Origin of the sequence: Chitinivibrio alkaliphilus ACht1, assembly GCF_000474745.1 — a bacterium.
GTDB classification, from domain to species: domain Bacteria; phylum Fibrobacterota; class Chitinivibrionia; order Chitinivibrionales; family Chitinivibrionaceae; genus Chitinivibrio; species Chitinivibrio alkaliphilus.
The window spans coordinates 1-25,568 of record NZ_ASJR01000029.1; the positions used below are offsets into that span (position 1 = coordinate 1).

23 protein-coding genes are annotated in these 25,568 nt (G+C 45.3%); 9 read left to right on the plus strand and 14 right to left on the minus strand.

Going from position 1 to position 25,568, the window contains the following annotated elements; all coding sequences use genetic code 11:
• On the plus strand, nt 1-593 hold a 593-nt coding region (locus tag CALK_RS10545; RefSeq protein ID WP_034637955.1), incomplete at its 5' end, for a PEGA domain-containing protein.
• Between the two features lie 52 nt (nt 594-645).
• Here the strand turns inward: CALK_RS10545 and secA are convergent.
• Both secA and CALK_RS10555 read right to left on the minus strand, forming a co-directional pair.
• Nucleotides 646-3,675 carry a preprotein translocase subunit SecA gene (gene secA / locus CALK_RS13295; protein WP_022637653.1) on the minus strand — a complete coding sequence of 1,010 codons (3,030 nt, stop codon included), beginning with the start codon at nt 3,673-3,675 and terminating at the stop codon, nt 646-648.
• Between the two features lie 38 nt (nt 3,676-3,713).
• Nucleotides 3,714-5,060: a CCA tRNA nucleotidyltransferase gene (locus CALK_RS10555; RefSeq protein ID WP_022637654.1), complete on the minus strand. Its 1,347-nt coding sequence runs from the start codon at nt 5,058-5,060 to the stop codon at nt 3,714-3,716.
• A 90-nt stretch (nt 5,061-5,150) separates the two neighbouring features.
• Here CALK_RS10555 and CALK_RS10560 point away from each other — a divergent pair, with 90 nt between their 5' ends.
• Nucleotides 5,151-6,209, plus strand: a complete 1,059-nt coding sequence (locus tag CALK_RS10560) for a hypothetical protein (RefSeq protein ID WP_022637655.1) — start codon at nt 5,151-5,153, stop codon at nt 6,207-6,209.
• Nucleotides 6,210-6,494: 285 nt separating this feature from the next.
• Complete coding sequence (locus tag CALK_RS10565; protein ID WP_155851859.1) at nt 6,495-6,968, plus strand: GNAT family N-acetyltransferase; 474 nt, start codon at nt 6,495-6,497, stop codon at nt 6,966-6,968.
• Between the two features lie 178 nt (nt 6,969-7,146).
• Here CALK_RS10565 and CALK_RS10570 read toward each other — a convergent pair whose 3' ends face one another.
• The 12 genes from CALK_RS10570 to CALK_RS10625 form a co-directional block, all read right to left on the minus strand.
• On the minus strand, nt 7,147-8,298 hold the full coding sequence (locus CALK_RS10570) for a hypothetical protein (protein ID WP_022637657.1): 1,152 nt from the start codon (nt 8,296-8,298) through the stop codon (nt 7,147-7,149).
• Between the two features lie 186 nt (nt 8,299-8,484).
• Nucleotides 8,485-9,012, minus strand: coding sequence for a cob(I)yrinic acid a,c-diamide adenosyltransferase (locus CALK_RS10575; RefSeq protein WP_022637658.1), 528 nt, complete (start codon nt 9,010-9,012; stop codon nt 8,485-8,487).
• Complete coding sequence (locus tag CALK_RS10580; RefSeq protein WP_022637659.1) at nt 9,002-10,159, minus strand: squalene/phytoene synthase family protein; 1,158 nt, start codon at nt 10,157-10,159, stop codon at nt 9,002-9,004. Before CALK_RS10580 ends, CALK_RS10575 begins: the two co-directional genes overlap by 11 nt.
• A complete protein-coding gene (locus tag CALK_RS10585; RefSeq protein WP_162146736.1) occupies nt 10,159-10,998 on the minus strand; it encodes a tetratricopeptide repeat protein in 840 nt (279 codons plus the stop codon). Before CALK_RS10585 ends, CALK_RS10580 begins: the two co-directional genes overlap by 1 nt.
• Before the next feature lie 7 nt (nt 10,999-11,005).
• The gene (locus CALK_RS10590; protein WP_022637661.1) at nt 11,006-11,449 is read right to left on the minus strand and encodes a hypothetical protein; all 444 of its coding nucleotides are present in this window, start codon (nt 11,447-11,449) and stop codon (nt 11,006-11,008) included.
• Complete coding sequence (locus CALK_RS10595; protein ID WP_162146737.1) at nt 11,442-11,795, minus strand: STAS domain-containing protein; 354 nt, start codon at nt 11,793-11,795, stop codon at nt 11,442-11,444. The genes CALK_RS10590 and CALK_RS10595 overlap by 8 nt, the downstream gene beginning before the upstream one ends.
• An 11-nt stretch (nt 11,796-11,806) precedes the next feature.
• A complete protein-coding gene (locus tag CALK_RS10600) occupies nt 11,807-12,001 on the minus strand; it encodes a hypothetical protein (protein ID WP_022637663.1) in 195 nt (64 codons plus the stop codon).
• A gap of 59 nt (nt 12,002-12,060) precedes the next feature.
• Nucleotides 12,061-13,422 (minus strand): 16S rRNA (cytosine(967)-C(5))-methyltransferase RsmB, encoded by a 1,362-nt coding sequence (gene rsmB, locus CALK_RS10605; RefSeq protein WP_022637664.1) that lies wholly within the window; start codon nt 13,420-13,422, stop codon nt 12,061-12,063.
• Nucleotides 13,406-14,347 (minus strand): methionyl-tRNA formyltransferase, encoded by a 942-nt coding sequence (gene fmt / locus CALK_RS10610; RefSeq protein ID WP_081698148.1) that lies wholly within the window; start codon nt 14,345-14,347, stop codon nt 13,406-13,408. Before fmt ends, rsmB begins: the two co-directional genes overlap by 17 nt.
• Nucleotides 14,348-14,430: 83 nt before the next feature.
• Complete coding sequence (locus CALK_RS10615; RefSeq protein WP_022637666.1) at nt 14,431-15,060, minus strand: trimeric intracellular cation channel family protein; 630 nt, start codon at nt 15,058-15,060, stop codon at nt 14,431-14,433.
• Nucleotides 15,060-16,184 carry a serpin family protein gene (locus tag CALK_RS10620; protein WP_022637667.1) on the minus strand — a complete coding sequence of 375 codons (1,125 nt, stop codon included), beginning with the start codon at nt 16,182-16,184 and terminating at the stop codon, nt 15,060-15,062. The genes CALK_RS10615 and CALK_RS10620 overlap by 1 nt, the downstream gene beginning before the upstream one ends.
• 111 nt (nt 16,185-16,295) lie before the next feature.
• Complete coding sequence (locus CALK_RS10625) at nt 16,296-17,729, minus strand: polysaccharide deacetylase family protein (protein ID WP_022637668.1); 1,434 nt, start codon at nt 17,727-17,729, stop codon at nt 16,296-16,298.
• Nucleotides 17,730-17,878: 149 nt separating this feature from the next.
• On the opposite strand from CALK_RS10625, the gene CALK_RS10630 reads away from it, so the two are divergent.
• From CALK_RS10630 to CALK_RS10655, 6 genes are all read left to right on the plus strand, one after another.
• Complete coding sequence (locus tag CALK_RS10630; protein ID WP_022637669.1) at nt 17,879-19,336, plus strand: phytoene desaturase family protein; 1,458 nt, start codon at nt 17,879-17,881, stop codon at nt 19,334-19,336.
• The gene (locus tag CALK_RS10635; protein ID WP_022637670.1) at nt 19,323-20,492 is read left to right on the plus strand and encodes a lycopene cyclase family protein; all 1,170 of its coding nucleotides are present in this window, start codon (nt 19,323-19,325) and stop codon (nt 20,490-20,492) included. Before CALK_RS10630 ends, CALK_RS10635 begins: the two co-directional genes overlap by 14 nt.
• 105 nt (nt 20,493-20,597) lie before the next feature.
• Complete coding sequence (locus CALK_RS10640) at nt 20,598-21,695, plus strand: 6-phosphofructokinase (protein ID WP_022637671.1); 1,098 nt, start codon at nt 20,598-20,600, stop codon at nt 21,693-21,695.
• 1 nt (nt 21,696) lies between these two features.
• On the plus strand, nt 21,697-23,199 hold the full coding sequence (locus tag CALK_RS10645; protein WP_022637672.1) for an HD domain-containing protein: 1,503 nt from the start codon (nt 21,697-21,699) through the stop codon (nt 23,197-23,199).
• A 30-nt stretch (nt 23,200-23,229) separates the two neighbouring features.
• A complete protein-coding gene (gene ppk1, locus CALK_RS10650) occupies nt 23,230-25,299 on the plus strand; it encodes a polyphosphate kinase 1 (RefSeq protein ID WP_022637673.1) in 2,070 nt (689 codons plus the stop codon).
• 72 nt (nt 25,300-25,371) lie between these two features.
• Nucleotides 25,372-25,566, plus strand: coding sequence for a hypothetical protein (locus CALK_RS10655; RefSeq protein WP_022637674.1), 195 nt, complete (start codon nt 25,372-25,374; stop codon nt 25,564-25,566).
• The last annotated feature ends 2 nt before the right edge of the window (nt 25,567-25,568 follow it).

Genomic DNA, 25,568 nt, shown 5'->3' on the forward strand with positions numbered 1-25,568 from the left:
CAGATCAGGAGATCACAGATCAGGAGATCACAGAACAGGAGATCACAGAACAGGAGATCACAGAACAGGAGATTTCAGATCAGGAGATTTCAGATCAGGAGATTTCAGATCAGGAGATTTCAGAACAGGAGATTTCAGAACAGGAGATTTCAGAACAGGAGATTTCAGAACAGGAGATTTCAGAACAGGAGATTTCAGAACAGGAGATTACTGAAAAACAGAGCCATGGCGTTTTAATACAGGCTTCGGTTGATTCTGCCATTGTCTTACTAAACCGAAGTAGAGTGGGCGTAACCCCCTATTCAGCAGACACGACCTTACCAGCAGGAACTTATGAAATAATGATACTAAAGGAAGGGTATGAACGATTTCAAAAAGAGATACACCTTGAAGAACCGGGGCCTCTTCATCTCTCTGCAAATATTTCGCAACTTGTGGATGAAGCAACAGTAGACACCACAAAAGCTAGTGAAGAGCGTGTTATAAAAGGCGAGGAAAAGCCTGACCGAGACAGAACCTTTCAGATTGTAGCAACAAGCATCTTCTCAGCCATGGTTGTTCTCATTATCGCCCTTGAGCTTTCGGAAGGATAAGCCCCCAGCGCTACGATAGTTCACTAAAAAAGCTCCTATAAAGGAGCTTTTTTTATTTCCCACAACATTTTTTATACTTCCTTCCACTTCCACAGGGGCAGGGATCGTTACGTCCCACCTTTGGATGAGTCCGTAAGAGCTGTTGCGGCTTTGGTTTTGCCCCATCTCCACGAGACGCGAAGGTATTTACCCGTGAATGTGACTCTTTGACAGGACGTGAATCATTCGGTCGCGGTCGCTCCACCACTTCAATACGAAACAGCATAGAAGAGATCTGTACGGCTAAATCTTCACGGAACTGTTCAAAGAGCAATAAGCCCTCTTTCTGATATTCAAACAGCGGTTTTTTCTGCCCAAATGAACGGTACTGCACCTCGTCACGAAGATGATCCATTTCGAAAAGATGTTTTTTCCATTTTTCATCAATAACCATAAGGGCAACATTTCGCTCAAGCTCTCGCAAGCGATCAGCCCCAATCCGCTCCTCCTTGTTCTGATAAAAAGAACGAATCTCCCCCCACAGTGAATCAAAAAGAGATTCTACCGTAAGGCCTTGCAAGGAGTACTCCTCCTTAGAAACAACGATGCCAAAGGTACGCGCCATTTCTTCGTTAATTTTATCAAAATCCCACTCCTCGGGATTTTTTGCCCCCGCAGTATGGCGGAGAAGAATGGCCTCAAGGGCACCACCGAACTGATCATTAATTTCAGCGGCAATATCCTCACCAAGAAGGATTGTTTTCCGCAGGGCATACACCTCTTTTCGTTGCATATTCATAACATCATCATACTCTTTGAGATGCTTTCGAATTTCAAAGTTACGCCCTTCAACCTTCCGTTGTGCCCGACTAACAGAACTGCTGATAATACCATGGGAGATAACCTCCCCTTCCTCAAGCCCCATTTTATCCATAAGGCCAGCAATGCGCTCAGAGCCGAAAATACGCATAAGATCATCATCAAGGCTTAAATAAAAGCGGGACAAGCCAGGATCACCCTGACGACCGGATCGACCACGCAACTGATTATCAATCCGTCTACTCTCATGTCGTTCTGTGCCAATCACCTGTAAACCACCCGCCGCAAGAACTTCCATCTTCTCTTCGGCAACCTTTTGATGTAATTCCGGATAGCGATTCTTCATATCCTCTTCAGAAAAGGCATCGGGGTCTTCCCCATCCATGAGAAGCTTTTCACGAGCCAACTCTTCAAAATTACCGCCTAGTTTAATATCAGTTCCACGGCCGGCCATATTGGTCGCGATGGTTACCGCCCCTTTTCGGCCAGCTTGGGCTACAATGGAAGCTTCCCGGGCATGATTTTTTGCATTTAGCACCTCATGAGCAACCCCTGCTTTTTTTAAAAGGCTTCCCAAGTACTCCGATTTCTCAATAGAAATAGTACCAACCAAGGTGGGACGTCCTGCCTCTACAGCCTCTTGAATTTCTGCCACAACAGCGTTATACTTTTCTCGCGGAGTTTTATAAATTTGATCATCATAATCGTTACGTATGATCGGTTTATTCGTAGGAATTTGCACAACATCAAGTTCGTAAATATCTATGAATTCCTTTGCCTCTGTTACGGCAGTACCGGTCATGCCGGCAACCTTATCGTACATTTTAAAGAAATTTTGGAAGGTGATATTTGCAAGGGTCTGGGACTCCCCTGCCACCTGCACTCCTTCTTTTGCTTCTAAGGCCTGATGAAGCCCGTCGGAATAACGTCGCCCAGACATAATCCGCCCCGTAAACTCATCAACAATTTCAACCTTACCTTGACGAACAACGTAATCCACATCTTTTTCAAACATGGCATGGGCTCGTAACAACTGAGTCACACAGTGTATTTTCTCCGCCTGTTCAGCATACTCCTGATGCGCCTTTTCCCGCGCAAGATTTTTTTCCTCAGGGGTCATATCCGTCGCAGCATCAATTTCACCAATAGTCACGGAAAGATCGGGAAGTACGAAAAAACCAGTATTAGAACCACTGATTAATTCACGGCCCATCTCAGTCATCTCCGTAGAGTTTCCAGACTCATCAATGGCAAAAAAGAGTTCTTCATTGAGCAGATGCAGTTTTTTCTCGCGAAGATATTCTCCCTCCACGGCCTTCATAACCCGATCAACCTCTTTATCTTTTATCAATTCCAAAAAGCGAGGATCCTTCGGAACCGCCCGTTTTAACGTCAGCATCAATTCACCAAAGGTACGATCATATCGCTTTTCTGCAATGTGCGTTTCGAGTTTCTTAAAGATCTCGCTGGCACGCTGTTTCTGTGCGGCAATGAGTTTTCGGACTAAGGGTTCCAGATTTATATACTGTGAATTATCCTTATCACTGGGACCGGATATAATCAAGGGAGTCCGCGCTTCGTCAATAAGGATATTATCAACCTCATCAATAATGGCAAAGTTGAGATCACTTTGAACTAAATTCTCCTTGCGTACTGCCATATTATCACGAAGATAATCAAAGCCGAACTCATTATTTGTACCATAGACAATATCACAGGCATAGGCCGCTTTTCGCTCTGAGCTCCCCGGAGCTGTTGAATCAATACATCCGACGGTTAAACCAAGAAAGCGGAATATCTGCCCCATCCATTCACTATCACGTTTTGCCAGATAATCATTTACGGTTACCACGTGAACACTTTTATCTTCAGGAAGCGCATTGAGGTACGCAGCCATAGGTGCAACCTGTGTCTTACCCTCCCCCGTCTTCATTTCAGCAATTTTTCCCTGATGCAACACAATTGCGGCTAGTACCTGTACATCAAAATGGGCCATAAAGCGTACTTCCGTGCCATCTTCTTTTTGAAATACCTTTCCATTTCCTAAAATTCGATGGGTCGCTTCACGTACCACAGCAAAGGCTTCAAAGAGAAGAGAATCAAGGGTTTCTCCCTCTCGAAGGCGACGACGAAACTCCTCGGTTTTTCCCTGCAGTTCAGTATCAGAAAGCGGCTTAATATCCTCCCATGCCGTATTTACTTTCTGTAACAGGGGGCGCAGTTTCTTCAGGTCTTTATCCTGTTTTGTCCCAACAACCTTCGCTACAATATCAATAATTGCCATATATGCTCCTCATACTCTCATTATGGAGTCAAAATAGTTTATGTCCTTTCCCCGATACAGACCATTCTCTTAGGGGATATTTTTTTCACCCACGCCAGAGCTTCTTCGCGGGTTTCTACCTCTTCTTCAAGCTGCAACTCATATACTGCTGAAAGGAGTTTTCCAAAACGTGGTGAAGGGGAAAGCCCTAAGGCAATGAGATCTTTTCCCCGAAGGAGTGGCTCTGGACGCAGGTCTTCTTCCCGAAACTCCTCTTGGATACTGCGAAGAAAGCGGCAATTATCCGTATCACCGTGACTAGCCAAGCAGTCTGCGCGATGAAGAACGATCTCTTCTTCAATAGTTGGACGGGAAAGAAAGCGTTTAATTTTCCCTTTACGCATCTGCTGCACATGCATAAAATTCATATGATTATCAATCATGGCAACCACTTCATCACAAAGCTTGTTTGATCCGCGTAAACGACGGAGAATCTTCTCAGCCATGCGTGCCCCAACGGTATTATGCCCGCTAAAGCGGATACGATCTTCAAAGGTCTGGGTTGGGGGCTTGCCCACATCGTGAAGCAAAGCAGCCCACGCAAGGGATGATGAGGGGTGGGTAGGAAGAAAGGAGAGAACTTGCTTTGTGTGCGCAAAGACATCTCCCTCAGGATGAAACTCTTCCGGCTGTGCAACCCCCTTCATGGCAGCAACCTCCGGTAGCACATATTGTAAGAGCCCAAGCTCATCCAACAAGGCAAGAGCAATATCAGGAGTAGGACCGCGCATCATTTTGTCTAATTCCTGAAAAATCCGCTCGGCTGAAACACGGGTAATATTCTGCGCCAACAGCGTAATAGCATCACGGGTTGCCGCATCGATGGTGTACGAAAAACGTGCGGCAAAACGAACCGCTCGAAGCATTCTGAGATAATCCTCAGCAAAGCGTTCTTTGGCATCCCCAATCGTGGAGATACGCTGTTTCTCTAGATCCTTTTGTCCTCCGATATAATCATGGATCTCATCTGTCAAAGGGTCGTAGTACATTCCATTTATTGTAAAGTCACGACGACGGGCATCTTCCTGTGGGGTTGAAAAATAGACGTGGTCGGGATGTCTTCCATCGCTATAGGAAGAATCGCGGCGAAAGGTCGCAACCTCGAAGGATGTTTTCCCACACAAAACGAGCATCACCCCAAAGCTCTCACCCACGGGGACAACCCGTTTGAATACCGCACGAACTTGATCAGGGCGAGCAGAGGTCGCAATATCAATATCGTTGAATTCTCTCTGCCCTCTGAGCATGTCGCGTACACACCCTCCAGCAAAATACGCAATGTAGCCACAATTCTGCAACGTAGCCACAATCTCTTTTGCCATGGTATATTGATTATTTTCTCTCATCATGCATCTTTTTGTTATATTTTTGTATATATTACAACACAGCAACAGGACATGAAAAATAGTTTATTTCATACTGCGAAAGGATTACTTATGAAAAAGTTGTTACCTCTTCTCCTTATGGCACTGGCCTTGCTTGCGGCATGCGGGCAATCCCTCGAAAGAAAGGGAGATAATTTTCTAAAACAAGCAGAAAATGCAGATTCTGAAGCTCGGCGACAGATTCTTGAGAAAAACGCCTTTGATAGCTATCGTCAAGCGCTACAAAATGCGGGGGAAGATGCCTCTCCAGAACTGGTAAATAAGTTTGTCTATGCAACAATAATCCGACTCAATAACTTAAAAGGAAGTGCCGGCATTACCCACAACATCATGACGCCCCTGCGTGGCATGGTTGATGACCGAATTGATGCGGACTATATTGAAAGTCGTCTTCGTGATAAGTATGCCCTGTTTCTTGTGGAGTATGCTGATACACTCAACGAACGAAATAATCTCAGTAAATCCTTTATTCACCTCAATCGTGCCATGGATATCGCAGCAGATCAAAACATCGTTCAAAGCAGATACGATGAGCTGAAGGGCGGGTATATTGATATTCAACTTGAAAAAGCCAAAAAGTACTTTGCTGAAGCAACAGAAGAAAGTGAGCCGAATATAGAAACGTTGCTCAAGGCAGACTATGCTGTACAGGTTGTACTACAACTGGACGAAGAGAATGAAACAGCACGTGATATGGATGCCCAAATAACCCCCATGATGCTTGATACATACCGGGCTTATCAACGGGTATATCCTCATCCGGTTCGTGCAGGCCTTGATACCACTATCTATCGAGCCATTGAAAATGAACCCATATTCATAGCTATTAAAGAACAAAATCGACGTGGAAACACTCTTACCCTCGAAGGGCTTATATTCCATAGCGAAGCTGGGTTTAAACTTGCACGACTTCAAGACCGCTTTTTCACTCTGCATCTTGAAGATGGAGAAACACTCTCTCCCAGCGATAGCGAGTTTTCCAGCCGCACCCTTGAGATACAAAGTGAAGAGGAGTTTTCTCTCACCTTCAACGGAGTAACAGCTGACCCGGTTAAACTCACCTATGCCTGTGAGGAAGACCTCGCAAAGAGCACGAAACGACTCAAGTAATACGGAAAACGGGCATGCCACCTCCCTTAAAAGCATGCCCGTTCTTTTTTCATCATGCCGCAACAATCATTGCCCCACACGAAGCATCAATAACGTATCATTTTATGAATCTGTTGGGGGCACTCTTTCTCTCTCGGTCTTTACAGAGAGAAAGGGGAAGAATGTTTTTACCGCACAGGGGTGAACACTCATCCCCAATTCGGACAAAAAAACCTCTGAGAGGTGATAAAACATGCTAAAGATATCTAAGGTTTCCCATACACAAGAGATCGAAGACGTGTGATATTGGCTCGTCAGATCTGGACAGACCAATATGTCCCCATAGTTGGGCAGCAACAAGTTGACTACATGCTTGAAACCTATCAAAATAAGAAAGATCTCATCACCCAACTCCAAGAGGGGTATGAATACTACACCATTGCACGCGACGAAAGACTTGTGGGATATATGGCCCTTGTTCCCAAGGAACACATGCTGTTGCTCAGCAAAATATATGTCGCACGCAGTGAACGTGGCCACGGCCTTGGACAGAAGATGCTTGCCTTTGCAGAACATATTTGTCAAGAACGTGGCATAAAAACCATCTATTTACGAGTAAATAAAAACAACACGCACTCCATAGCATGGTATCGCCACAGTGGGTTTGAGAAAGGGAGATCTCTGATACAGAACATAGGCAACGGTTTTTTTATGGATGACTATGAAATGGAAAAATCCATTGCTGACTGCTCACAGTCACACCATATTTTTAAAACGTAAGAGCGGTATCCCTATTTGTGGCGCTCCAAATAATTTGACCACTGCCAGATATTTAAAAGAGACATTCTACAAAAACCTTTGCCCGTATACTTACGCAAGATTGCAATAAAGCAAGCATGCTCCAGATAGAAGTATGCTCGCATGAGTAAGTGGAAGCCAAGGGCGACTTTTAAACTCTTTAAGGTTGCACGAGTATCACCCGAGCTCCTGAGAAAAATCGTCCCTGCCCATCATCTATTTCCACAGCAGCCAAATACATGCGTTGCTGCAGAGCTACTTCTGAGAGAGAAATACTATTATGGCCACGCCGCATTTTCGATGCAACCTGTTGCGTGTGTACCTGCTCGCCCTGCAAAGTATACAGACGGAGCGTAGGGGTTCCGGAAAAGGGAAGTCTAAAATAGACTTTCTGCACACTGGGTCGATACTGTAAGGCAATATCCGGATGAGCCGAGACAGTGCCAGATCTATCTGACACGACCTCATAGGCTTCCATGAGAGAGTATCTACGAACATTATTTACGGAAAAATGAACTGTAGTATCTTCAAGAAACACTGCCTGCAGTATCTTTTCGGAGAGGGATGACGTATCATGGGCATTCTCGCCAAAGGGGACACTCCGCACGACCGGTTCCGTAAGGGGAATACCATGTAACGTTATCTGAGCGTTTCTTTGTGACAATAACTTTGCAGAAACCGAGTCAATTTCTGCATAAAAAAGGCCCTCTTTCTCATCAGTGACAATGGACAGTGCCGATGATATAGTACGAAGAGCCCCTAGATGGTCTATCACATTACATCCCGGTGGAATACAAATACGCCCCACATCTCTGCGAATAAAACAAAGGGTATCTTCTATCGCATATAAGTTATCAAAGGTGGAGAGAGGCGGATACATACAAAGAGAATCCCCTGGGACTGCAACTCCCGTAATCGCCATGCCGTAATCACTTCCTGCTTCCATGAGAGATGAATCAATAAGAGGAAACGGCCCTACTACATACTCCGATCCCACACGAATTCGCAACCCCATCACTCCCATGGTATCAGGATATACAAGGGTTCCCGAGATATCAAAGCAGTGTTTATCACGCCGCTCAATAAAAATATCATCAAGAAAATGGGAAGAAACATACTCCTTGCCACAATCAGAAAGAAACAATACAGGCTCAAGGGACAGAGGGTTATCCTTGGGTAGGGACGAAAACTCCTTGCTTGTCACAGATACAGAAAGGATATCTCCATCAAAATATACCTTATCCTGATTATCATCCAGAAAGGTAACCTGCATTTCATGGGCAACAACACCAAAAGAAAGAATGAACAGCATGCAGCATGTGAATGTACCATACAAACATAGAACCTACCTTTAAAATGTGTCATGTTCCTAGAGTATATCTCTCAAACATACTCGTGCAAGTTTTTTTTCATAAATGTGGGTTATTTTGAAAAAAACCATCTAGAAACCATCACTCACAAAACAGAAGAGCATGCATGAAAACAACGCAAAGACACGCTAATAGTCAACCCCTTTACGTGCGGAAATACCCCTGGAAAAATAGTGCTTTTCGCACTCCATAGAGGTGACTACAGCGGCCATTTCACGAAGAAATGAGGGGGCTGAGCGACCGGTGCAAATGATATCATCTACAGATGAAAGATCATGAAGAAACTGCAAAAAGGAGGATTGTGTGAGAAGGTTGAGAGAGAAGAGATGGTGAATTTCATCAAGAACAAGAAGCCCAAAGGGATCGGTGGCTTGTTGAATCGTTTGAGAAATTTCGTATAAGCCCTGGTTCACTAACTGCTCGTCTTTTTCTGTTACACTCCGTACAAAGGAAGCCTGTCCATACTGACGATAGGTCATTCTTTCTGAGAGCGTTGAACACAGGCGAGACTCACCACACTCCTGCCCCTTAAGAAACGATGCAAAAAACACCCGTCCACCATGCCCCAGATAACGCAAGGAAACACCAAGAGCTGCCGTGGTTTTCCCCTTTCCGTTTCCCGTGTAGACATGAATATAAGGGTGCCTATTTATCATGATCAATATGTACCATGGGAATCGTTTTTTCAAAACGGAAATTATGAGGAATTGCAATGCCTAATTGCGCTTCTATCCCAGACAAAACACCCAGATACTCTTTTACCACACGGTAGTCCCAGAGACAATTAAGAAAGAGAAACCGAATTGTGCGCTTTACTTCCTCCCGTGATATTTTTACTTTCCTGTCTGGATTAAAAAGATCATCACTCTGGACTGCAGCGGCAAGTGTTTTTATGGCAAAAAGAACGGGCATCATACAAAATATTCGTATGCGCGGTTCTCCCTTGGGAATTAAAATAGAATATTCCATGGCGCGGTTGAGGTCTCTCAAGGCCTTTTGAATAAGCTTTTCCATAATTTTAAATGCAGTATCACGGTTTTCTGTGAGGTGAATTTCATGGAGAGAAATATTATACCGACGTGCAAGATCTCGTGGGATAAAACTCACTCCACGGGATAAATCGCCCATGGCGTCCTTAATAATATTGGTGAGTTGCAAAGCTCGACCGAAATCTGAATTATACCCCCGCATTCGTTCATACACGTCTTGCTGTATCCATGGAGAGTAGTACTGAAAAAGCCGGGTAAGCATGTTTCCCACCGTACCGGCCACATAGTAACAATAGGCATCTAATTCTTCCTCTGTTTCCGTTCCTACGGTGCCCCGTTCATCTTGGGTACGCACCGTATCTTTCATTCCAGAAATCATTTCCACCACCGTGTCTGTCATTATCTGTTGCACGTCCTTGGGAAGAATAGAAAAACGCGTAATCACCGGTGAAATATAGGTGGCAAGAAATTCTTCATTATCCGCAAGGGAAAAGGCATTGTGCGTAATTTCAAAAAGGGCCTTTTGATTCCTTTCCCGTTTCTCAGGATACTGAAACAACTCCTTGTACAATTGAAGTGCCTCCAATTTTTTTTCCACAGAAAGATACACCGTATCTTCGTAGGTATCAGCAATCCTACAGATAAGATATCCAATTAAGACAGGTTCACGAAAGGGCTGACCAAGAGAACGGATTGTTAAAGCATAGGTTCGCGATACCTTATGAAGAATAACCCGACAGAATATTTTTTCATTTATGCTACGGCCTTCAACAAGGGATTTTTTAAATCGGTCAAGTTGTCGTTCTATTTTCATTATGGGGTCCTTTCCATACGTTCACGCCAACGTTGCATAGATTCTCGAGGCTGAAACCTCGGTGGCTCACTCTGACGTAGATACAAGGTGTCACTATCATATTCGGGAAACCGTTCTAAAATATGGCGCATCTCTTGAATTACCTTAGGGAGATCATGTACTCCCCTTTGCTCTCGGGCAATGCGCACATACCGATCACCATATTCAACTGCAGTTTCATACTCATGAAGGGTATATAAATAAAGCCAGAACAGATTTTTTATCACGGCAGGATCATCGGGGTAACGCTGCTCTGCTTCCTGTAAGACAGCACGTGCCCGTTCATTTTTTCCCATACGGGAAAGGAGCACACCGTAGTTTACTAAGCCTTGGTAATGGGACGTGTTGCGGCGCAGAAGGCGCTCGTAATATACACGGGAGGAATCAAACATCCCTCGTTCCATAAAGATCACTCCTAAATAGAGTAAGGCCGACTCAGCGGTTTCATCAACCTCAGCGGCACGCTGTAAGGCCTGTATCCCTTCTAAGAGAAGCGGAGAAGAGAACCAGTCATCCAGATCTTCCGCATAGGTACGCCATGAATCTTCTTCATAGGCTTGCCATGTAGCTAAATATGCGGCTTTTCCAAACAGCAGAAGATTTTCAGCACTCCCCCGCTCTTGCGATGGCAAGGTTTCAAGTCGGGATATTACGTGCTTAGGACGTCCTCGCTCAAGAAGGGATTCAAGATCTTTCCCTCCCCGTGCAAAGAAACCAATCCCGTCACCATACTGAAAAACAAACAATAAAAAAGCAACCACGGCTGAGCCGAGAACAACTGCCGCAAAGACTTTTATCAAGAAGGTGTTATTCTGCTCCTTCGGCATCGGTCACAGCCTCCACCTCATTTGCATCTCCAAAGAGTATTCGGTTGACCCCCGGCAGATATACCCTATTTGTTCCCACAGAACTTTTTCCATAGAGTTGTGTCGTATAGGGAAGATACCCGCGCAACTCCTGTGATTGATCCGTATCATACAGCAGACTAACCCCAATCCACGAACGTCCCTTCCGATGAATAATATCATCAGTATGCACAATCAACTCGTCTATTTGACCAAGGTCAACTGTTCCTGTTCCCTCACGAGTAAGAAACAAGAGATCCGGAGCCAACATACGCAGGGACAGCCCTCCTTCACGCGTAGACAGTCGTTGGTATGCAGTGGGGGTATCATCCAAATCGTACACCCGCGCAGCGGGAACGCAGCCAGAAAAGAAAAAAAGAAAAGAAAGAAGCAACACCTTAGTCAAGGGATGAGATCCCGTGATCAGCAGCAAATGCTTCGTCTGTTTCGTAGATAGGGATAAGTTTATCAAGGCTGTTATCCTTAAGTACTTGCAGAACATCATTGTCCTCTGCTACAATATAGACACCGCCGCCATGTTCAGTGACATCGGTTAAGCACCCGATAAAGAGGTCAATACCATCGAGGTCAATCTTTTCAACCTTTTCCAGGTTAAAGACAAAGCGATGGTGCCCGGCATCAATATGATCACTGATAGACTCATCAAGAATTTCTAAATAGGCTTTCTTGGTAATATCCCCAACCACATGTATCACGAGATATTCTCCGCGCTCTTCTACCTCATACTTCACAATAGCCTCCTTCATTGATCCTTATCAAGAGATATTTCTCGTTCAAAAAAAAGTGTAATGTGCTCTAGGGAGGTTTCCACTATGGCAGACTCTAAAACCCACCCTGCACGAATAAACCGTGCGGTCACTTGTTCAATCTCATTAAATATATCTTTTGCATCACGTGAGAACCCGACTTTTATATAATATTCACGGGACTCTCGCATGGGCATGCTCCTTTCAACATGAGGGCAGAAAAAAACACCCTCTTTGCCTGCTCGCCACCTTAGTTCGACGCATCCTTTTTTCGTAAGCGAGCAGCAAAAATCCCATCCATACCATGGGTGTATGGAGTGATAGAAAGATACCCCTTGCTCGTGCAGTACTGAGAATCTACATAGGGGTGCGCACGCTCAAGAGTAAAGTCATGGTGTTCTTGTAAAAAAGCTTCGATCACCCCTGTATTTTCTTCGTCCTCAAGAGAACAGGTGGAATACACCAAGATTCCTCCTGGAGCAAGCGAAGCTGCTGCTGTGGCAAGAATCTTTTTTTGTCTTTCTGCCATGGTATAGATATCATCAACCCCTTTAAAAAAGCGGCCATCGGGATAGCGATGCATCACCCCTGTTCCACTGCAGGGGGCATCCACAAGAATTTTGTTAAACAGCCGAGATACTCCGCCCACAGACGCGTCAAGGGCAATACTGGAAACCTGCCTTTGTCGAAGTCGTTTTGTATTCTCACGCAACAGTTCAAGCCGCTTCCATTGCAAATCTCCTGCGTACACATGGCCTGTCTCACCGCAGAGGTCTGCCATAAGAGTTGTTTTCCCTCCCGGAGCAGCACACATATCATAAATACGATCTCCTTCGGCAATATCAAGCAGAGCAACCACCCAGCCCGAAGAGGGGGCCTGCACTGTACAATGCCCTCCCAGAAAAACATCCAGCTCTATGGGCCGTACGCCTGGCTTTAAGCGGTAGTATAAGTTTTTATATCCTTGCCCACGCGATGTAGCTGCAACTGATGCTATCTCCGTACGAAAAGTTGCCTCTGCTGTTAAAGCCATGGTACGACGGACAAAAATATCCGGTTTTCGCGCATTAAACTTGAGAAGCTTTACTGTTTTAGGCCGTCCTAAACGGGCTTCCCATCGCTGAACCAGTTCAACCGGGTGTGAATATTTCACGGAAAGTCGTTCCAGGGGAGACATATCTTTTTCAACATCGGCAAGGCGATCCTTTTTATCCTTCTCAATATTCCGCAAGACCCCATTCACCACACGACTGAGGCCAAAAGAACAAATTGTTTTGGTCATTTTCACCGCTTCATCAACCGCACTATAATTGGGAACCCGATCGAGAAACAGCATTTGATAGAGAGCAATCCGCAAAATAATAAGAACCTTCTCCTCATTCTTAAATTTTGCATGTAAATAGCGGAAAATAATTTGATCTAAATACTGTTGCCGTCGTAATGTTCCTTGTACAATTTCATAGGCAAGGCGTGTATCTTTTTCGCTAAGATGTGTCTGAGAAAAAACCGCATTCACCGCTTTCTCAAGTTCCTTTTTCTCAAGAAAAAAGTGTTCGAGTATTCGAAATGCTGCCCGACGCGCGTCTAAGGTTTGCTTACTTCTCTGCTTCATCTAACATACATCCTTCCTTGAGTGAACTGCCATTTAAGTAGGCATCTATGGGCATCTCTTTTCGCCCTTGAGGTTTGAGTCGTTCTATCTTGAGTCCATCTACACCACACGCAACAATAAGTTCTTTTTTAGTACGGCGCACAACCTCACCGGGAGCTCCGTCTATACCCGGTTCAACCTGTGCGCGAGTGAGCGTAAGCTTTTGTCCATTATACAGCGTTGCACTTCCCGGAAAGGGGATGAATGCTCGTATTTTTCGCTCAATTACACGGGCATCCTCGCTCCAGTCAATTCGCTCCTCTGATTTTCGGAGCAAAGGAGCACGACTCGCCCTTCGTTCATCTTGGGCTACGTAGGTATCCTCATTATTTTCCAAAAGGCCAAAGGCATCCACAATGGCTTCCCCCCCCAGGAGGCTTAAGCGGTGATAGAGGGTTGGAGTAGTATCATCGGGAAAAATTGGTTCTGTGCGTTGCAGAAGGATCGCCCCCGTATCTACCCCATGGTCGATACGGAACACCGTAACCCCAGTTTCCGTCTCTCCTGCGGCAATCGCCCGATGAATGGGGGCCGGCCCACGATATGCCGGAAGTAGTGAACCATGGATATTAAATGTTCCCTTCGGCGGAATAGAAAAGATCTCCTCAGGCAAAAGAGAAAAAGCGACCACAACAAAAACGTCGGCGCCATAGCGCTGTATCCGTTCGATACAGGAGGGATCCCGCAGATCGTTTGGGGTCTCTACAACAAGGTTCGGATGATTTTGTCGACAGTGGGTTGCCACTGGACTCTCCCGCAATTTCCTCCCTCTTCCGGCTGGTCTCGGTGGATTTGTCACCACCGCCATGGGGCTATGCCCTGCCTCTAGCAGTGATTCCAAGGCAGGTATACCAAAATCAGCAGTCCCGAAAAACAGAAATTTCATACTAGCTCTTTCATTCAAAACGCACGTCTATGGGGTGTAAAATAAATTACTTCCCTCGCCGTAAGGCAGAAGAGTTGTGAAATTCAACCTTGGTCACTGTTTTTGAGAAAGAGAACCGGCAAGGAGAGATTTCGTTGTATTGCCATGAGACGAATTGTCAACACCACTATAGAGGAAAGCAGTAGAGCAGGAAGGGGTAGTATCCCGGCAATGTGAAGGGCTATGTACACAGCCGCTCCAAAAAATGATGCTGTTGCATAAATTTCTCGCCGGAGGATGAGGGGCATATCATCAGCAAGAATATCACGCATCATTCCCCCGGCAACTCCGGTCATAACTCCCATGAGAAGAGAAATAGAAATTGATCCAGTAACAGCATAGCCTTTCATGGCCCCAAGAACAGAGAAAACCGAAAGACCAAGGGCGTCAAAGACAAGAAAAAGTTTCCGAGGAATAGATACTCCACGAAGCAGATAGAATGTTGCAATGGATGTTACAAGAACCACCATGAGATAAAGCTCTTGTTCTATCCAAAAAACAGTGGTTTCATCAAGCAGAAGATCTCGTAAGGTCCCGCCGCCAAGGGCGGTAACAAAACTCAAAACAAGCCCTCCGAAAAGATCCATACGATGTCGTCCAGCAACCATTACTCCACTTATGGCAAAGACCGCCGTTCCGAAGATATCAAGCAGATGCAGTATTTCCCATTCCATTATGACGGATCGTCCATCCTGCCCATAAACAGTATACGCCCAGTAGGATCATGGCGAATGAAAAAAAGGAAGGGAGAATCGAAGCGAACCTCACGGGGCTCAGAGATATTCACCGAGGTGGTTCGCATGGTTATTGCCGTTGCTGCAGCCGCCTCTGTTCCCGCTTCGGAAACCTCCATGGCAGTTTTGTGAAGTACCCGATCGATAAAAAGATCCTCCTTCGACTCACTTACTCCGCCAAAATCGGCCTGAGGAGTGAAGGCTGATGCAAGACCAAGGCTGTGCAGGAAAGATGAAACTTCATACTCTTTTTTCATCTTCCATTTTGGAAGACTTACGAAGAGACGCTCTTCAGATAGGGCCTTGTCCCACGTGTTTAAAAGAGCAGGAGACAGACGTTCTTCCAGATCTTCCATGTGCTCTTTCCTGTGAGGACGTGCAAGAAGCAGGGAGAATTCTCCCCCCGAATAAGGAAGCAGAAGAAGCTCTGAATGTTCTGTTGTTCCATAGGAAAAAGAGGCCTCCTGCTGCATATAATCTACGGATATGGAATCTCCACGTCGGGTATAAAAAATATCCTCTGCGGTTTTATCTGCGGGAAAAGGCGTGTTCCACGAGGCGTTAAAATAGACCGCGTTCGTGAGAATAAGCCGCGTTAGATCAGAGAACTGATCCGCCTGAACAATCTGAGAAATCATTCCCTCTGTATGACGCTCTACCCACTTATTTATCTGGTCGGCGGATTTCTCCGGCTCCGTGCCAAAGTCGAGACGTTCCACCTCCGCACCATACCGTGTCTCAAGAAGCTCCATAAAATCTTGCCGGAGAACATACTTTTTTGCGGGCCAGAGTGCATTTGCAAGATACACCGTTGCTCCATCGGCTCCACGCAACAGATCCATCTCGTCGCTAAAAGCCCTATGAAACTGCGAAGATTCTGAAAACCCAAAAAGCGAAAAAAGCTCATCACGGGTTGATCCCCGAGCACCTGCCGAAAGCATGGCAAAAACAGACTCGATACTATAGGGAGAAAGGCAAATATTCCCATCCTCTTCCTGCGCCACCGTTCGATACAGGGAAAATGCAAACTCTCCCTGCGCGGCAGAACCATCACGAACACCCATACAAACAAATCCCACAACTATCAAAAAAAACTCACCACACTACCGTCCTTTCAACTCATACTCCCATGAATATATTCCCCTGTGGTACCGCCATGAAAGAGAAAAGAGATATTACTGAACAAACAACAGGGTACGTACAGTCTCTTCTCCCTGCACACGGATAATATAATGTCCCCGCCCCATGTCAAGATTATTCAGGCAGAAGCGTTGCAGGCCCCGATCCAGCACGCCCCGGTGTACAGTGTGCACCAACTGTCCTTGCGGAGTAAAAATATCCACGCCATAAGCAGCACTCTCTTCAACCCGAAGATGTAATTCAGTTCCAGACACCGTGATATGAGGGATTCGCGGCTGTTGTGTTTCCATATCCCGAACACTATTGGTCTCTCCATTTTCTGCAAGACCAAAACGATTTGGAGCGCGGTAGTCTGACAGAGGAACGGGATTCTCAAGCCAGTCAACAAGCGTTGCATAGGGTACCACCCGTACTTCCTGAAAGGTGGTGATATATTCGGTAAACTCTTCCAAAACAGCCTTACGCTCTTCCAAAGGGACCGTAAAGTAATCACGGGAATCGGGATCATTTACCCCCGTATTATGAATTGAGTAGTAATCTGAGTGCACATTAATTGTAAGGGGAGAACGATTTCCCTGTAATCGCTGATGAAAAACAAACTTTAAAAGCTGCAAAACCTCTTCACGAGTATCAATGCTATTCCAGATATTAAAATCAAACCCCGTAACAGTTGATACTTCCAGATCATCGGGAATGGCATTAAAGTCGGTAAAATCAACCGGTGGTTTTTGGTAAACATTCACGGGAATCTGCCACATCCCTTCTACCCCGCGAGACGCTCGATAATTCGTTCCCTCGGGAACCCCTGCGTCCATAGTGTAGGGCCACCAATGCAATTTTCCCCCACGTGCTCTGCCGGGAGAATAGGCATAATCAACCCACCCCGTATCAGTTTGTTCCCCCGGACGAATACTGTAGTAATCAAAGCCACATTCAACGCTGCAATCATAGCGAAACCCCAATTTTTCCAAGGCCTCCATAGTTCCATCCCCATACTCAAGAAAGGGGGTTCGAAACCCCATGATCGAATCATGGGGAATCCCCATTTCATTGACAATAAAGGAATTTGCATTACCGATGGCCTCCAACCAGTAGTCAACACCCTTATTGGAAACGAACCGCTCATGGGCTTCTGTGTGATTAGCGATCTCATTTCCTTCAGCATAGGCCTGAAGCCATGCATTTTTAACCCCCTCTGGGGTCTGATTATTCAGTTCTCCCCCGGGAGTAGCAAAATTGGTGGTAATAAAGAACGTACCTCGCACAGCAGAACCATCATAGTTTCGCATATCCCGAGTGTAATCAAGTACCCACTCCACGCCATCAGCGTAGGCATTATCATCCCAGCCAAAGCTCACAAAGAGCGGAACCTCTTCTACGGAAAGCCCCCCAGGAGGATCTATACGATACAGACCTCCCCCAAACAACAGTGCAGGAATAAGAACAAAAACCCCAATAAGACAGGTCATAGAGACTCCTTAAGCAACATAATGAAACTCACCTTATAATAATAGAAAAAAAGAGAATTATCATAAATAATTACCCCCGATACAATAGTTTTCGCAAATTAGCCACATGTTTTTTACTATATTTAGGAAAAAACTATCATGGAACGTATATGGATGCTGTAATTATTGGATCTGGTCTTTCAGGACTCACCACGGCTGCCTTTCTCACTAAGCAGGGCTTTCGCACAACTCTTCTGGAACAACATTATCAACCCGGTGGTTATGCGCATAACTTCTCTCGGCGCGGCTACCGCTTCGAAGCAGCCATTCACACCGCCCCCCTTGCACGTACGGGAGTGCTTTTTTCCCTATTTGAACAGCTGGGTATTGCCGATGCGATTACCACGGTACGGCAAGATGAAATGTTTCGGGTGAAAAGTGGCGATAAAGAATACTGCATTCCCCATGACCCCGCCCATATCCGGCAAGCCCTCTACGACTATTTTCCCGAGGAAAAACCGGGGTTAGACAGATTTTTTGCCGACCTCGAAGAGGTGTACACTCATATGTTCACTCTCTTTACCCCTGATAAAAAAGGCTACCCTGACAAAGATCCAGGGTTTGCACGGAAATTCCAAGGCCAGTCCTATGCTTCATATCTTGCAGAAACCTTTGCGGGAGAAGAAATACAACAGGTGTTGGGAGGGCAATGGCCCTATGTGGGAATCCCCCCGCAGAGAGGGTCACGTCTCTTTCTTACCATGCTCTTTGCCACACACTACTTCAATGGATCCCATTCCATACGGGGTGGCTTTTCTACCCTTGTAGATGCCTTACTGGAATGTATTGAAAGAGGAGGCGGGCAGGTTGTCCTAAAGGAGGAAGTAAGCTCCATCAATATTGAAAACAAGTATGCCCGAGGAGTGTATACTACCTCCGATCGATATTATGAAGCAGACTTGGTTGTGGCAGACTGTAACCCCTACCTATTGCACCACACCCTCATCCCCGAACAGTGGCAAAGTAAACGATTTCATCGACGTCTATCTTTATTACAGCCTTCTCTCTCATCAGTTGCAGTTTATCTAGGTATGAAACCGGGGTACGAAGAATATGTCCAAGGAAATGTAATTCTCTGGTATGACGATATGGCGTGCCAAGAGGAGCTGTACACATATACACGAAATAAAACGCCCTATCAAGGGGATTATCTTATGATTTTGAACCCCCGTGAACCCCTTGGCGAAAAACCGGTTCTCACCCTGCTTACCTTTGCCGACCAAAAACAAAACACGCAGTGGAAATCGGAAAAAGAACGCGTGGGGCAAAAGATGGTGGATGCCTTATGCTCCCTCTACCCCGGCCTTGAAGCATATATAGACCTTATTGAAACCGGTTCTCCCGATACGTTTTATCGATATACTCGAAACGAGGAAGGAGCAATTTATGGGTTTGAAAACAGCTGTGAACCATTTCAGGAAACAAAATTGAGCTATACAACGCACATAAAGAATCTATACCAGTGCGGTCACTGGAGTTTACCCGGTTGCGGAGTGTACAATGTAATAACCAATGGCTACACCGTGGCAAAACAAATTCAGCAGGATCGTGACAATGGAAAAATTTGATATTGCCATTATTGGAGCTGGCCCTGCCGGTCTTGCCGCCGTAGAAGAAATACGCAGAGAAGCCCCCCAAGATGCAACAATTCTTCTTATTGAAAAAAATACGTCATACCAGGGAAATATCCGATGTGGTGAGGGGGTGTGGAAAAACACCTTTGACAAATGCTACACCCCGCGCAGTACATGGATTCGAAACGAGATCCGGCAAGCACGTTTCTTCTCTCCCAACGGAAGCAATGTGGTATTTCGACGTGGAGGAGCCCCCTTAGGATACATTCTGAACCGTGCGGTAATGCAGGAAGATATCCTGCAGGAACAGAAGAGCGACCCCCGCGTCACCCTTATACGGGGCAGATCTGTGGTAGATATTATTCCAGAGGAAGAGACACGACAGGCAATCTACCTCACTGATAAAACCTATTACGCCCGTGCAGTTATCGATGCATCGGGGCCCCTCTCATCCTTGGGGACACGCTTCGGGTTTACACAAAAATCTTCCTGCCTTGATGTGGCTGCCTATGCCCTCGTTGAAAATGTTAATAACAATACGGAAGAAGTGCAGTTGCACCGTCATAGAACATCAGCACACCACGGCTATCTCTGGAGTTTCCCCGTATCTTCAGGTGTGGAAAATGTTGGTGTGGCTTGGGGAAACATACACCAAAAACCGTGTAATATTAAAAAGATTTTACAAGAGACCCTGCCCCACATGTACCCCCATGGTACACCTGGCCCTATTTATGGCGGTGTTATTCCAGTATATACAAATAAAAGAGCGTGGGTGGCGCCAGGGTATTTTCAATGTGGTGACACTGCGGAAATGGTAAACGCCCTCACAAAATCAGGCATCTTTGAGGCTATGATTACCGGTGCTATCGCAGGAAAGTATGCCCTCTTATATGCAACTGCTCCCTCAAACAAAAAACGACGTCGCAGTGGTGCTCTGTTTCAGAAACATATTCTACGACGCCATGGCCGAAGAATGCAAAAAGGGTATAAAGCACGGCTCGGCCTCTACGGAATCAGTGATGCTGATATGAATAACGCCATAAGTATTCTTCAAGACAGGAAAAACGAAAGCATTTCCATGAAAGATATTATCAAAACCGTTGTTTCTACCCATCCAAGGGTATATCTCTCCTTACGCCATTTTCTCTAATCATCGCTGCCTGTTTTGTTAGAACTGTCTACAAAGTCTGTTTATTTTCTCTCCTGCTGCGGATAATCATTATATTATATATGGATTATAACCTGTGGAGGTTCTATGGGAAAAGAAGCATCAAAGGCAAAATGCATTGCCCTGCTTACCAGTGGTGGAGATTGCCCCGGACTTAATGCCGTTATACGCGGCGTAGCAAAGCCAGCTCTACATAAATACGGTATGAAGGTTCTGGGAATACAAAACGGTTTTCGGGGGCTTGTAGAAAACAAATTCATTACCCTTACCGACGCACAGGTTAGTGGGATTCTTACAAAGGGCGGAACAATTCTCGGTACCAGTCGCGACAAACCCAAAAAGATGAAAATGGGAGAACAATTCCTTGACATGACACGTGTTGCAGGAGAAAATCTCCAACGTATGCAAGTTGATTGCGTCGTGTGCCTTGGAGGAGGCGGGACGCAAAAAAATGCTCTCCACTTATGGAAGAAGACCGGTATTCCGGTGATAACAATTCCTAAAACAATTGATAACGATGTCTATCATACTGATATCACCTTTGGCTTTGATACGGCCATGACCACAGCCACCGAGGCTCTTGATCGTCTCCATACAACTGCCACAAGTCATCAACGCATCATGGTCTGTGAAATCATGGGTCATAACGCCGGTTGGCTTACCCTAGGTGCAGGCATTGCCGGTGGCGCCGATGTAATTTTAATACCTGAGATACCCTATAGCTATGAATGCATAGCTGAAAGTCTAAAGGAACGCCGGCGCATGGGAAAAAACTTTTCCATTGTCGCCTTGGCAGAAGGAGCCATGGCGCAAGATGAAGTTGACTGGGAAAAAACAGAGAAAAAAGGTGTCTTTGTTGGCAAAGATAGCCTTGACATTCCTTTGATAAACCGTGTGGCACAAAACCTCACAGAGCTTACAAATATTGAGAGTCGTGTAACAACATTGGGCCATATCCTGCGCGGAGGCACTCCATCTGCAACAGATCGCCTCTTGTCAACCCAAATGGGAGTTACAGCAGCCCGCCTCTGTGCGGAAGGACAGTATAATGTTATGGTGGCATATAAAAATTCCCACTGTACCCCCGTCCCACTTACTGAAGTAGCGGGGAAAAAGAAAGTTGTGCCTCAGACCCATCCATGGATCACGGCTGCACGCATGACTGGAACCTGTCTCGGAGACTAACATGCCCCCCATTTTTGCAATTATTGATCTGGGAAGCCAGAGTGTACGCTTACGTATCATGCAGACAGATGTGCACGGAAATATTGAACAAATTGACTTCCTTGAACAAAACATCCCCTTAGGCGCTGATACCTTTTCACAAAAGAAAAAGATCAGTGATACAAATACAAATAAGGTAATACATGCTCTCATGGCATACAAGAGAGTTATTACAGAGTACGATGTCCCGCCACACCACTGTCTGAGCCTGGCCTCTTCTGCAATAAAAGAAGCTCGAAACCGGGATCTTTTTATACATAAAATCGCCATTGCAACAGGCATCACGATTCACGTGTTAAGTGTTCGGGAGATTATTCGCTATCTCTATATAAGCTATAAGCATAGTGTTGGGCGGGCTGAGCACTTCCAAAACCAAAATTCACTCATCTACCATATGGGTGGAGGGAACTCCCCCTTTATTCACATGGTAAAAAATACGGTTGTGTTTAGTCACATAAGTCATTTCGGGACGCTCCGTGCCATGGAAGAAATTCACCCCTACGCTGAAACCCCAGAAGAGCTATACGACTCCCTGTATCAAGAAATAGAACGGCGGGTGGATAACCTCTTTTCCTATGGCTATATCCATAGGACCATCAATGCTCTCATTACCTACGGTACAGCAATTACCACGGCTGCACAGGAGACAGGATGCTCTACCCCCCACGCATCTTACAGCACGCTCCCCCTTGAAAAACTGATTGCATTTTCTGATACAATACGATATCTTTCTGCACACGAAATTTCTCAGACTTACAATCTACCCCACACTGTATCAGCATATTTATCTCCCGCACTCTGGATGTATCGTACTATTGCCAAAAAACTTTCTGTAAAAGAGCTCTATCTCTGCGACATATCACTTCATACAGGGGTACTTTTGTTCAAACAAGGGATCACATATGACCTGCAGAAACAGAGTAAGAAAGCTGCTCAGGCCGTAGGAGAAAAATATCTCTACGATAAAAAACACGCCCAACGTGTAGCCTATTATGCACGAAAAATCGGCTCTACACTCGCCAAGCAATTCCACATATCCGAACACGAACTCCATCTATTAGAGCTTGCAGCATATTTGCATGATATCGGTAAGTTTATCAACAGTTCAAACCATCATGGGCATAGCTATTACCTTATACAAAACAGCACACTTTTCGGTCTGACAAAAGACGAGATACATACAGTGGCCCTTTTAAGTAAATATCATCGCAAGAAATACCCTACAAAAATCAGTGGACAAAAAAAGTACTCCTATGAAGAACGTCTGCGCGTATTAAAACTATCGGCCATCCTCCGTATTGCGGACTCGCTTGATAAGGGCGGCATGGGAAAAAAAGCTGTTTCCATATCTCTTACATCAAAGGCACTTCGTATTTCCATGCCCTACTACGAAGGCCATAACTTAGAACGTTTAGCTATTCGAGAAAACAATAAAAATTTAAAGACATCTACGGCATACCGATAGAACTACAGACTGATATAAAGGAGTAATCCCATGGGAGCGACATCTGCTTTTTTTAATCGAGAACTCTCACAGATTGCATTCAACCGCCGAGTCTTAGAGCTTGCGGAAGATCCAACGGTCCCGCTTATGGAACGCCTGGGGTTTCTTGCCATTACCGCCAATAACCAAGATGAATTTTGTAAAGTTCGTCTTGGCAGTCTGATGATGCTTGCGGAAAAAAATACTACCGAGCAGGATCGAGCCGGCTATACCATTGTGGAACAACTCAACGCAGCCATAGAACAGTCGCACAACCTCCTATCCCACATGGATGCCCTCTATACCAAAAACCTTGGCCCTGCCTTAGCAAAAGAAGGAATACATCTCACCCGACCTCCGCATCTTTTTCTCAAACAAAAAGAGTTTTTTCTTGAGCATATCTACCCTCTACTGACGCCCATTGCCATCCATCCAGAACGACAGCCAACGGTGCTGGAACCAGAGCGGCTCCATCTACTTGTACGCCTCAAAAACCGTGAAGAAGAAATATCTCATAGCATAATCCCTTTTCCCAAGCATACAGAACGCTTTCTTTTTGCAGAACAGTACGCCACCCCCCTTGAGACTATCTTAAAAGCTCACTGCCATGATCTATTTCACGGATACGATCTAATAGACACACATCTTTTTTATCTCATTCGCAATGCTGGAATGAACGTTGATGAAGACATTAGTGAGCGATTTCTTCCCCACATGCACGAAATTATTCGCCAACGAAAGCGAAGCTTTTGTACGCGCCTTGATGTAGAAGAGGGAATAGACCCAGAAAGCAGAAAGGTTCTTACGACATATCTTGGAATATCCCGGAATGATTGTGTTGTTACACGAAGCTCTTTTTTGAAAATGCAGGATGTTTTCTCGCTCCAGCATTTCAGAAAACTGAAAAGTCAATTTTTTCCAAATCAACCGCCCTTGCTCCGAAACGATATCCGACAATGCAACTGTTTATTTTCCTATCTCTCAGAAAAAGACATCCTTCTTATTCACCCCTATGAGAGCTATGACACGGTGTTACGCTTTATCGATGAAGCGGCCAAAGATCCGCAGGTTACAGCCGTAAAACAAACCCTGTATCGAACTTCTGCAAAAAGCCCCATAATCGCCTCTTTGAAAGAAGCAGCCCAGCGTGGAAAGAATGTGACGGTTCTCTGTGAAATAAAAGCACGCTTTGATGAAGCACAAAATATTGCATGGGCCCACGAATTGGAAGATGCGGGTATTACCGTTGTATATGGGGTAAAACATCTCAAAACTCACGCAAAGGCAACCTTGGTAATTCGTAAAGAGAAGGGGGGCATTGCCCGCTATGCTCATTTTGGTACAGGAAACTATAACGAAAAAACGGCACGCCTCTATACAGACATTTCACTCCTTACGGCAAACCCAAAACTCTGCGATGATGCAGCAAAACTATTTCATGTGATCACCGGCGCCTCTATGACGCAGCAGTTCTCCTATCTCCGTATGGCCCCCATAGACCTCAAGAAAACACTTCGACAGCTCATACGTCAGGAAGCAAGCAATGCCCAGAAAGGGGGTATCGGTAAAATCGAAGCAAAGGTAAACTCCCTTTCCGACCCTGAGATTATCAACGATTTATACGAAGCATCACAAAAGGGAGTAGAAATACAACTCAATGTACGAGGTATTTGTCTACTCCGGCCACAGATTGCCAACCTCAGTGAAAACATCACGGTTATTTCTATTCTCGGACGATACCTTGAACATGCGCGGCTCTTTTGTTTTCATGCCAACGGAAGCCCTCGATACTATATCTCTTCTGCAGACTGGATGCCCCGAAATCAAGAACGTCGAATAGAGCACATGGTGCCAATTCTCAGCAAAGAATGCACGCAGAAACTGCGCCGCTATTTAGATACGCTTTTTAGCGAACACACGACGGGATGGTTCTTATCAGGTAAAGACGGAACCTATGCACGAAGAAAGGATCAAACAACCTTTGACTGCCAAGAGAAAATTTACCACGAGATTATTACAGAATATACCAGCAGTGAGTATAGTACCCCCCTGCTCTTTGATCCTCATACTGCAAGAAAATAAAAAAAGAACATTTTTCTTGACTTTACTCTTCACTCTTTCATATATTATGCCTGTCTTTGAACAGGAGCTGTTATGAGTAAACGACCATTGTTTCATACGCCATTGTTTATCCTGTCCCTCCTTGTGGCAGTTGCAGGATACATACTTCTTGGAACAGGTGAAGTTGATGGCATCTACTCTCTAACTCTTGCTCCCGTGTTGTTGGTGATAGCGTACGCAGTACTCTTCCCACTCACTGTTCTTTTACAAAGAGAAGAAAAAAAGTAGTT

Bases quoted from the DNA above. Each gene is read 5' to 3' on its own strand.
- secA (WP_022637653.1), bottom strand. From the start codon at position 3,675: ATGGCAATTATTGATATTGTAGCGAAGGTTGTTGGGACAAAACAGGAT.
- CALK_RS10555 (WP_022637654.1), bottom strand. From the start codon at position 5,060: ATGAGAGAAAATAATCAATATACCATGGCAAAAGAGATTGTGGCTACG.
- CALK_RS10560 (WP_022637655.1), top strand. From the start codon at position 5,151: ATGAAAAAGTTGTTACCTCTTCTCCTTATGGCACTGGCCTTGCTTGCG.
- CALK_RS10570 (WP_022637657.1), bottom strand. From the start codon at position 8,298: ATGCTGTTCATTCTTTCTTTTGGTGTTGTTGCCCATGAAATGCAGGTT.
- CALK_RS10575 (WP_022637658.1), bottom strand. From the start codon at position 9,012: ATGATAAATAGGCACCCTTATATTCATGTCTACACGGGAAACGGAAAG.
- CALK_RS10580 (WP_022637659.1), bottom strand. From the start codon at position 10,159: ATGAAAATAGAACGACAACTTGACCGATTTAAAAAATCCCTTGTTGAA.
- CALK_RS10600 (WP_022637663.1), bottom strand. From the start codon at position 12,001: ATGCGAGAGTCCCGTGAATATTATATAAAAGTCGGGTTCTCACGTGAT.
- rsmB (WP_022637664.1), bottom strand. From the start codon at position 13,422: ATGAAGCAGAGAAGTAAGCAAACCTTAGACGCGCGTCGGGCAGCATTT.
- fmt (WP_081698148.1), bottom strand. From the start codon at position 14,347: ATGAAATTTCTGTTTTTCGGGACTGCTGATTTTGGTATACCTGCCTTG.
- CALK_RS10615 (WP_022637666.1), bottom strand. From the start codon at position 15,060: ATGGAATGGGAAATACTGCATCTGCTTGATATCTTCGGAACGGCGGTC.
- CALK_RS10620 (WP_022637667.1), bottom strand. From the start codon at position 16,184: ATGGGTGTTCGTGATGGTTCTGCCGCGCAGGGAGAGTTTGCATTTTCC.
- CALK_RS10625 (WP_022637668.1), bottom strand. From the start codon at position 17,729: ATGACCTGTCTTATTGGGGTTTTTGTTCTTATTCCTGCACTGTTGTTT.
- CALK_RS10630 (WP_022637669.1), top strand. From the start codon at position 17,879: ATGGATGCTGTAATTATTGGATCTGGTCTTTCAGGACTCACCACGGCT.
- CALK_RS10635 (WP_022637670.1), top strand. From the start codon at position 19,323: ATGGAAAAATTTGATATTGCCATTATTGGAGCTGGCCCTGCCGGTCTT.
- CALK_RS10640 (WP_022637671.1), top strand. From the start codon at position 20,598: ATGGGAAAAGAAGCATCAAAGGCAAAATGCATTGCCCTGCTTACCAGT.
- CALK_RS10645 (WP_022637672.1), top strand. From the start codon at position 21,697: ATGCCCCCCATTTTTGCAATTATTGATCTGGGAAGCCAGAGTGTACGC.
- ppk1 (WP_022637673.1), top strand. From the start codon at position 23,230: ATGGGAGCGACATCTGCTTTTTTTAATCGAGAACTCTCACAGATTGCA.
- CALK_RS10655 (WP_022637674.1), top strand. From the start codon at position 25,372: ATGAGTAAACGACCATTGTTTCATACGCCATTGTTTATCCTGTCCCTC.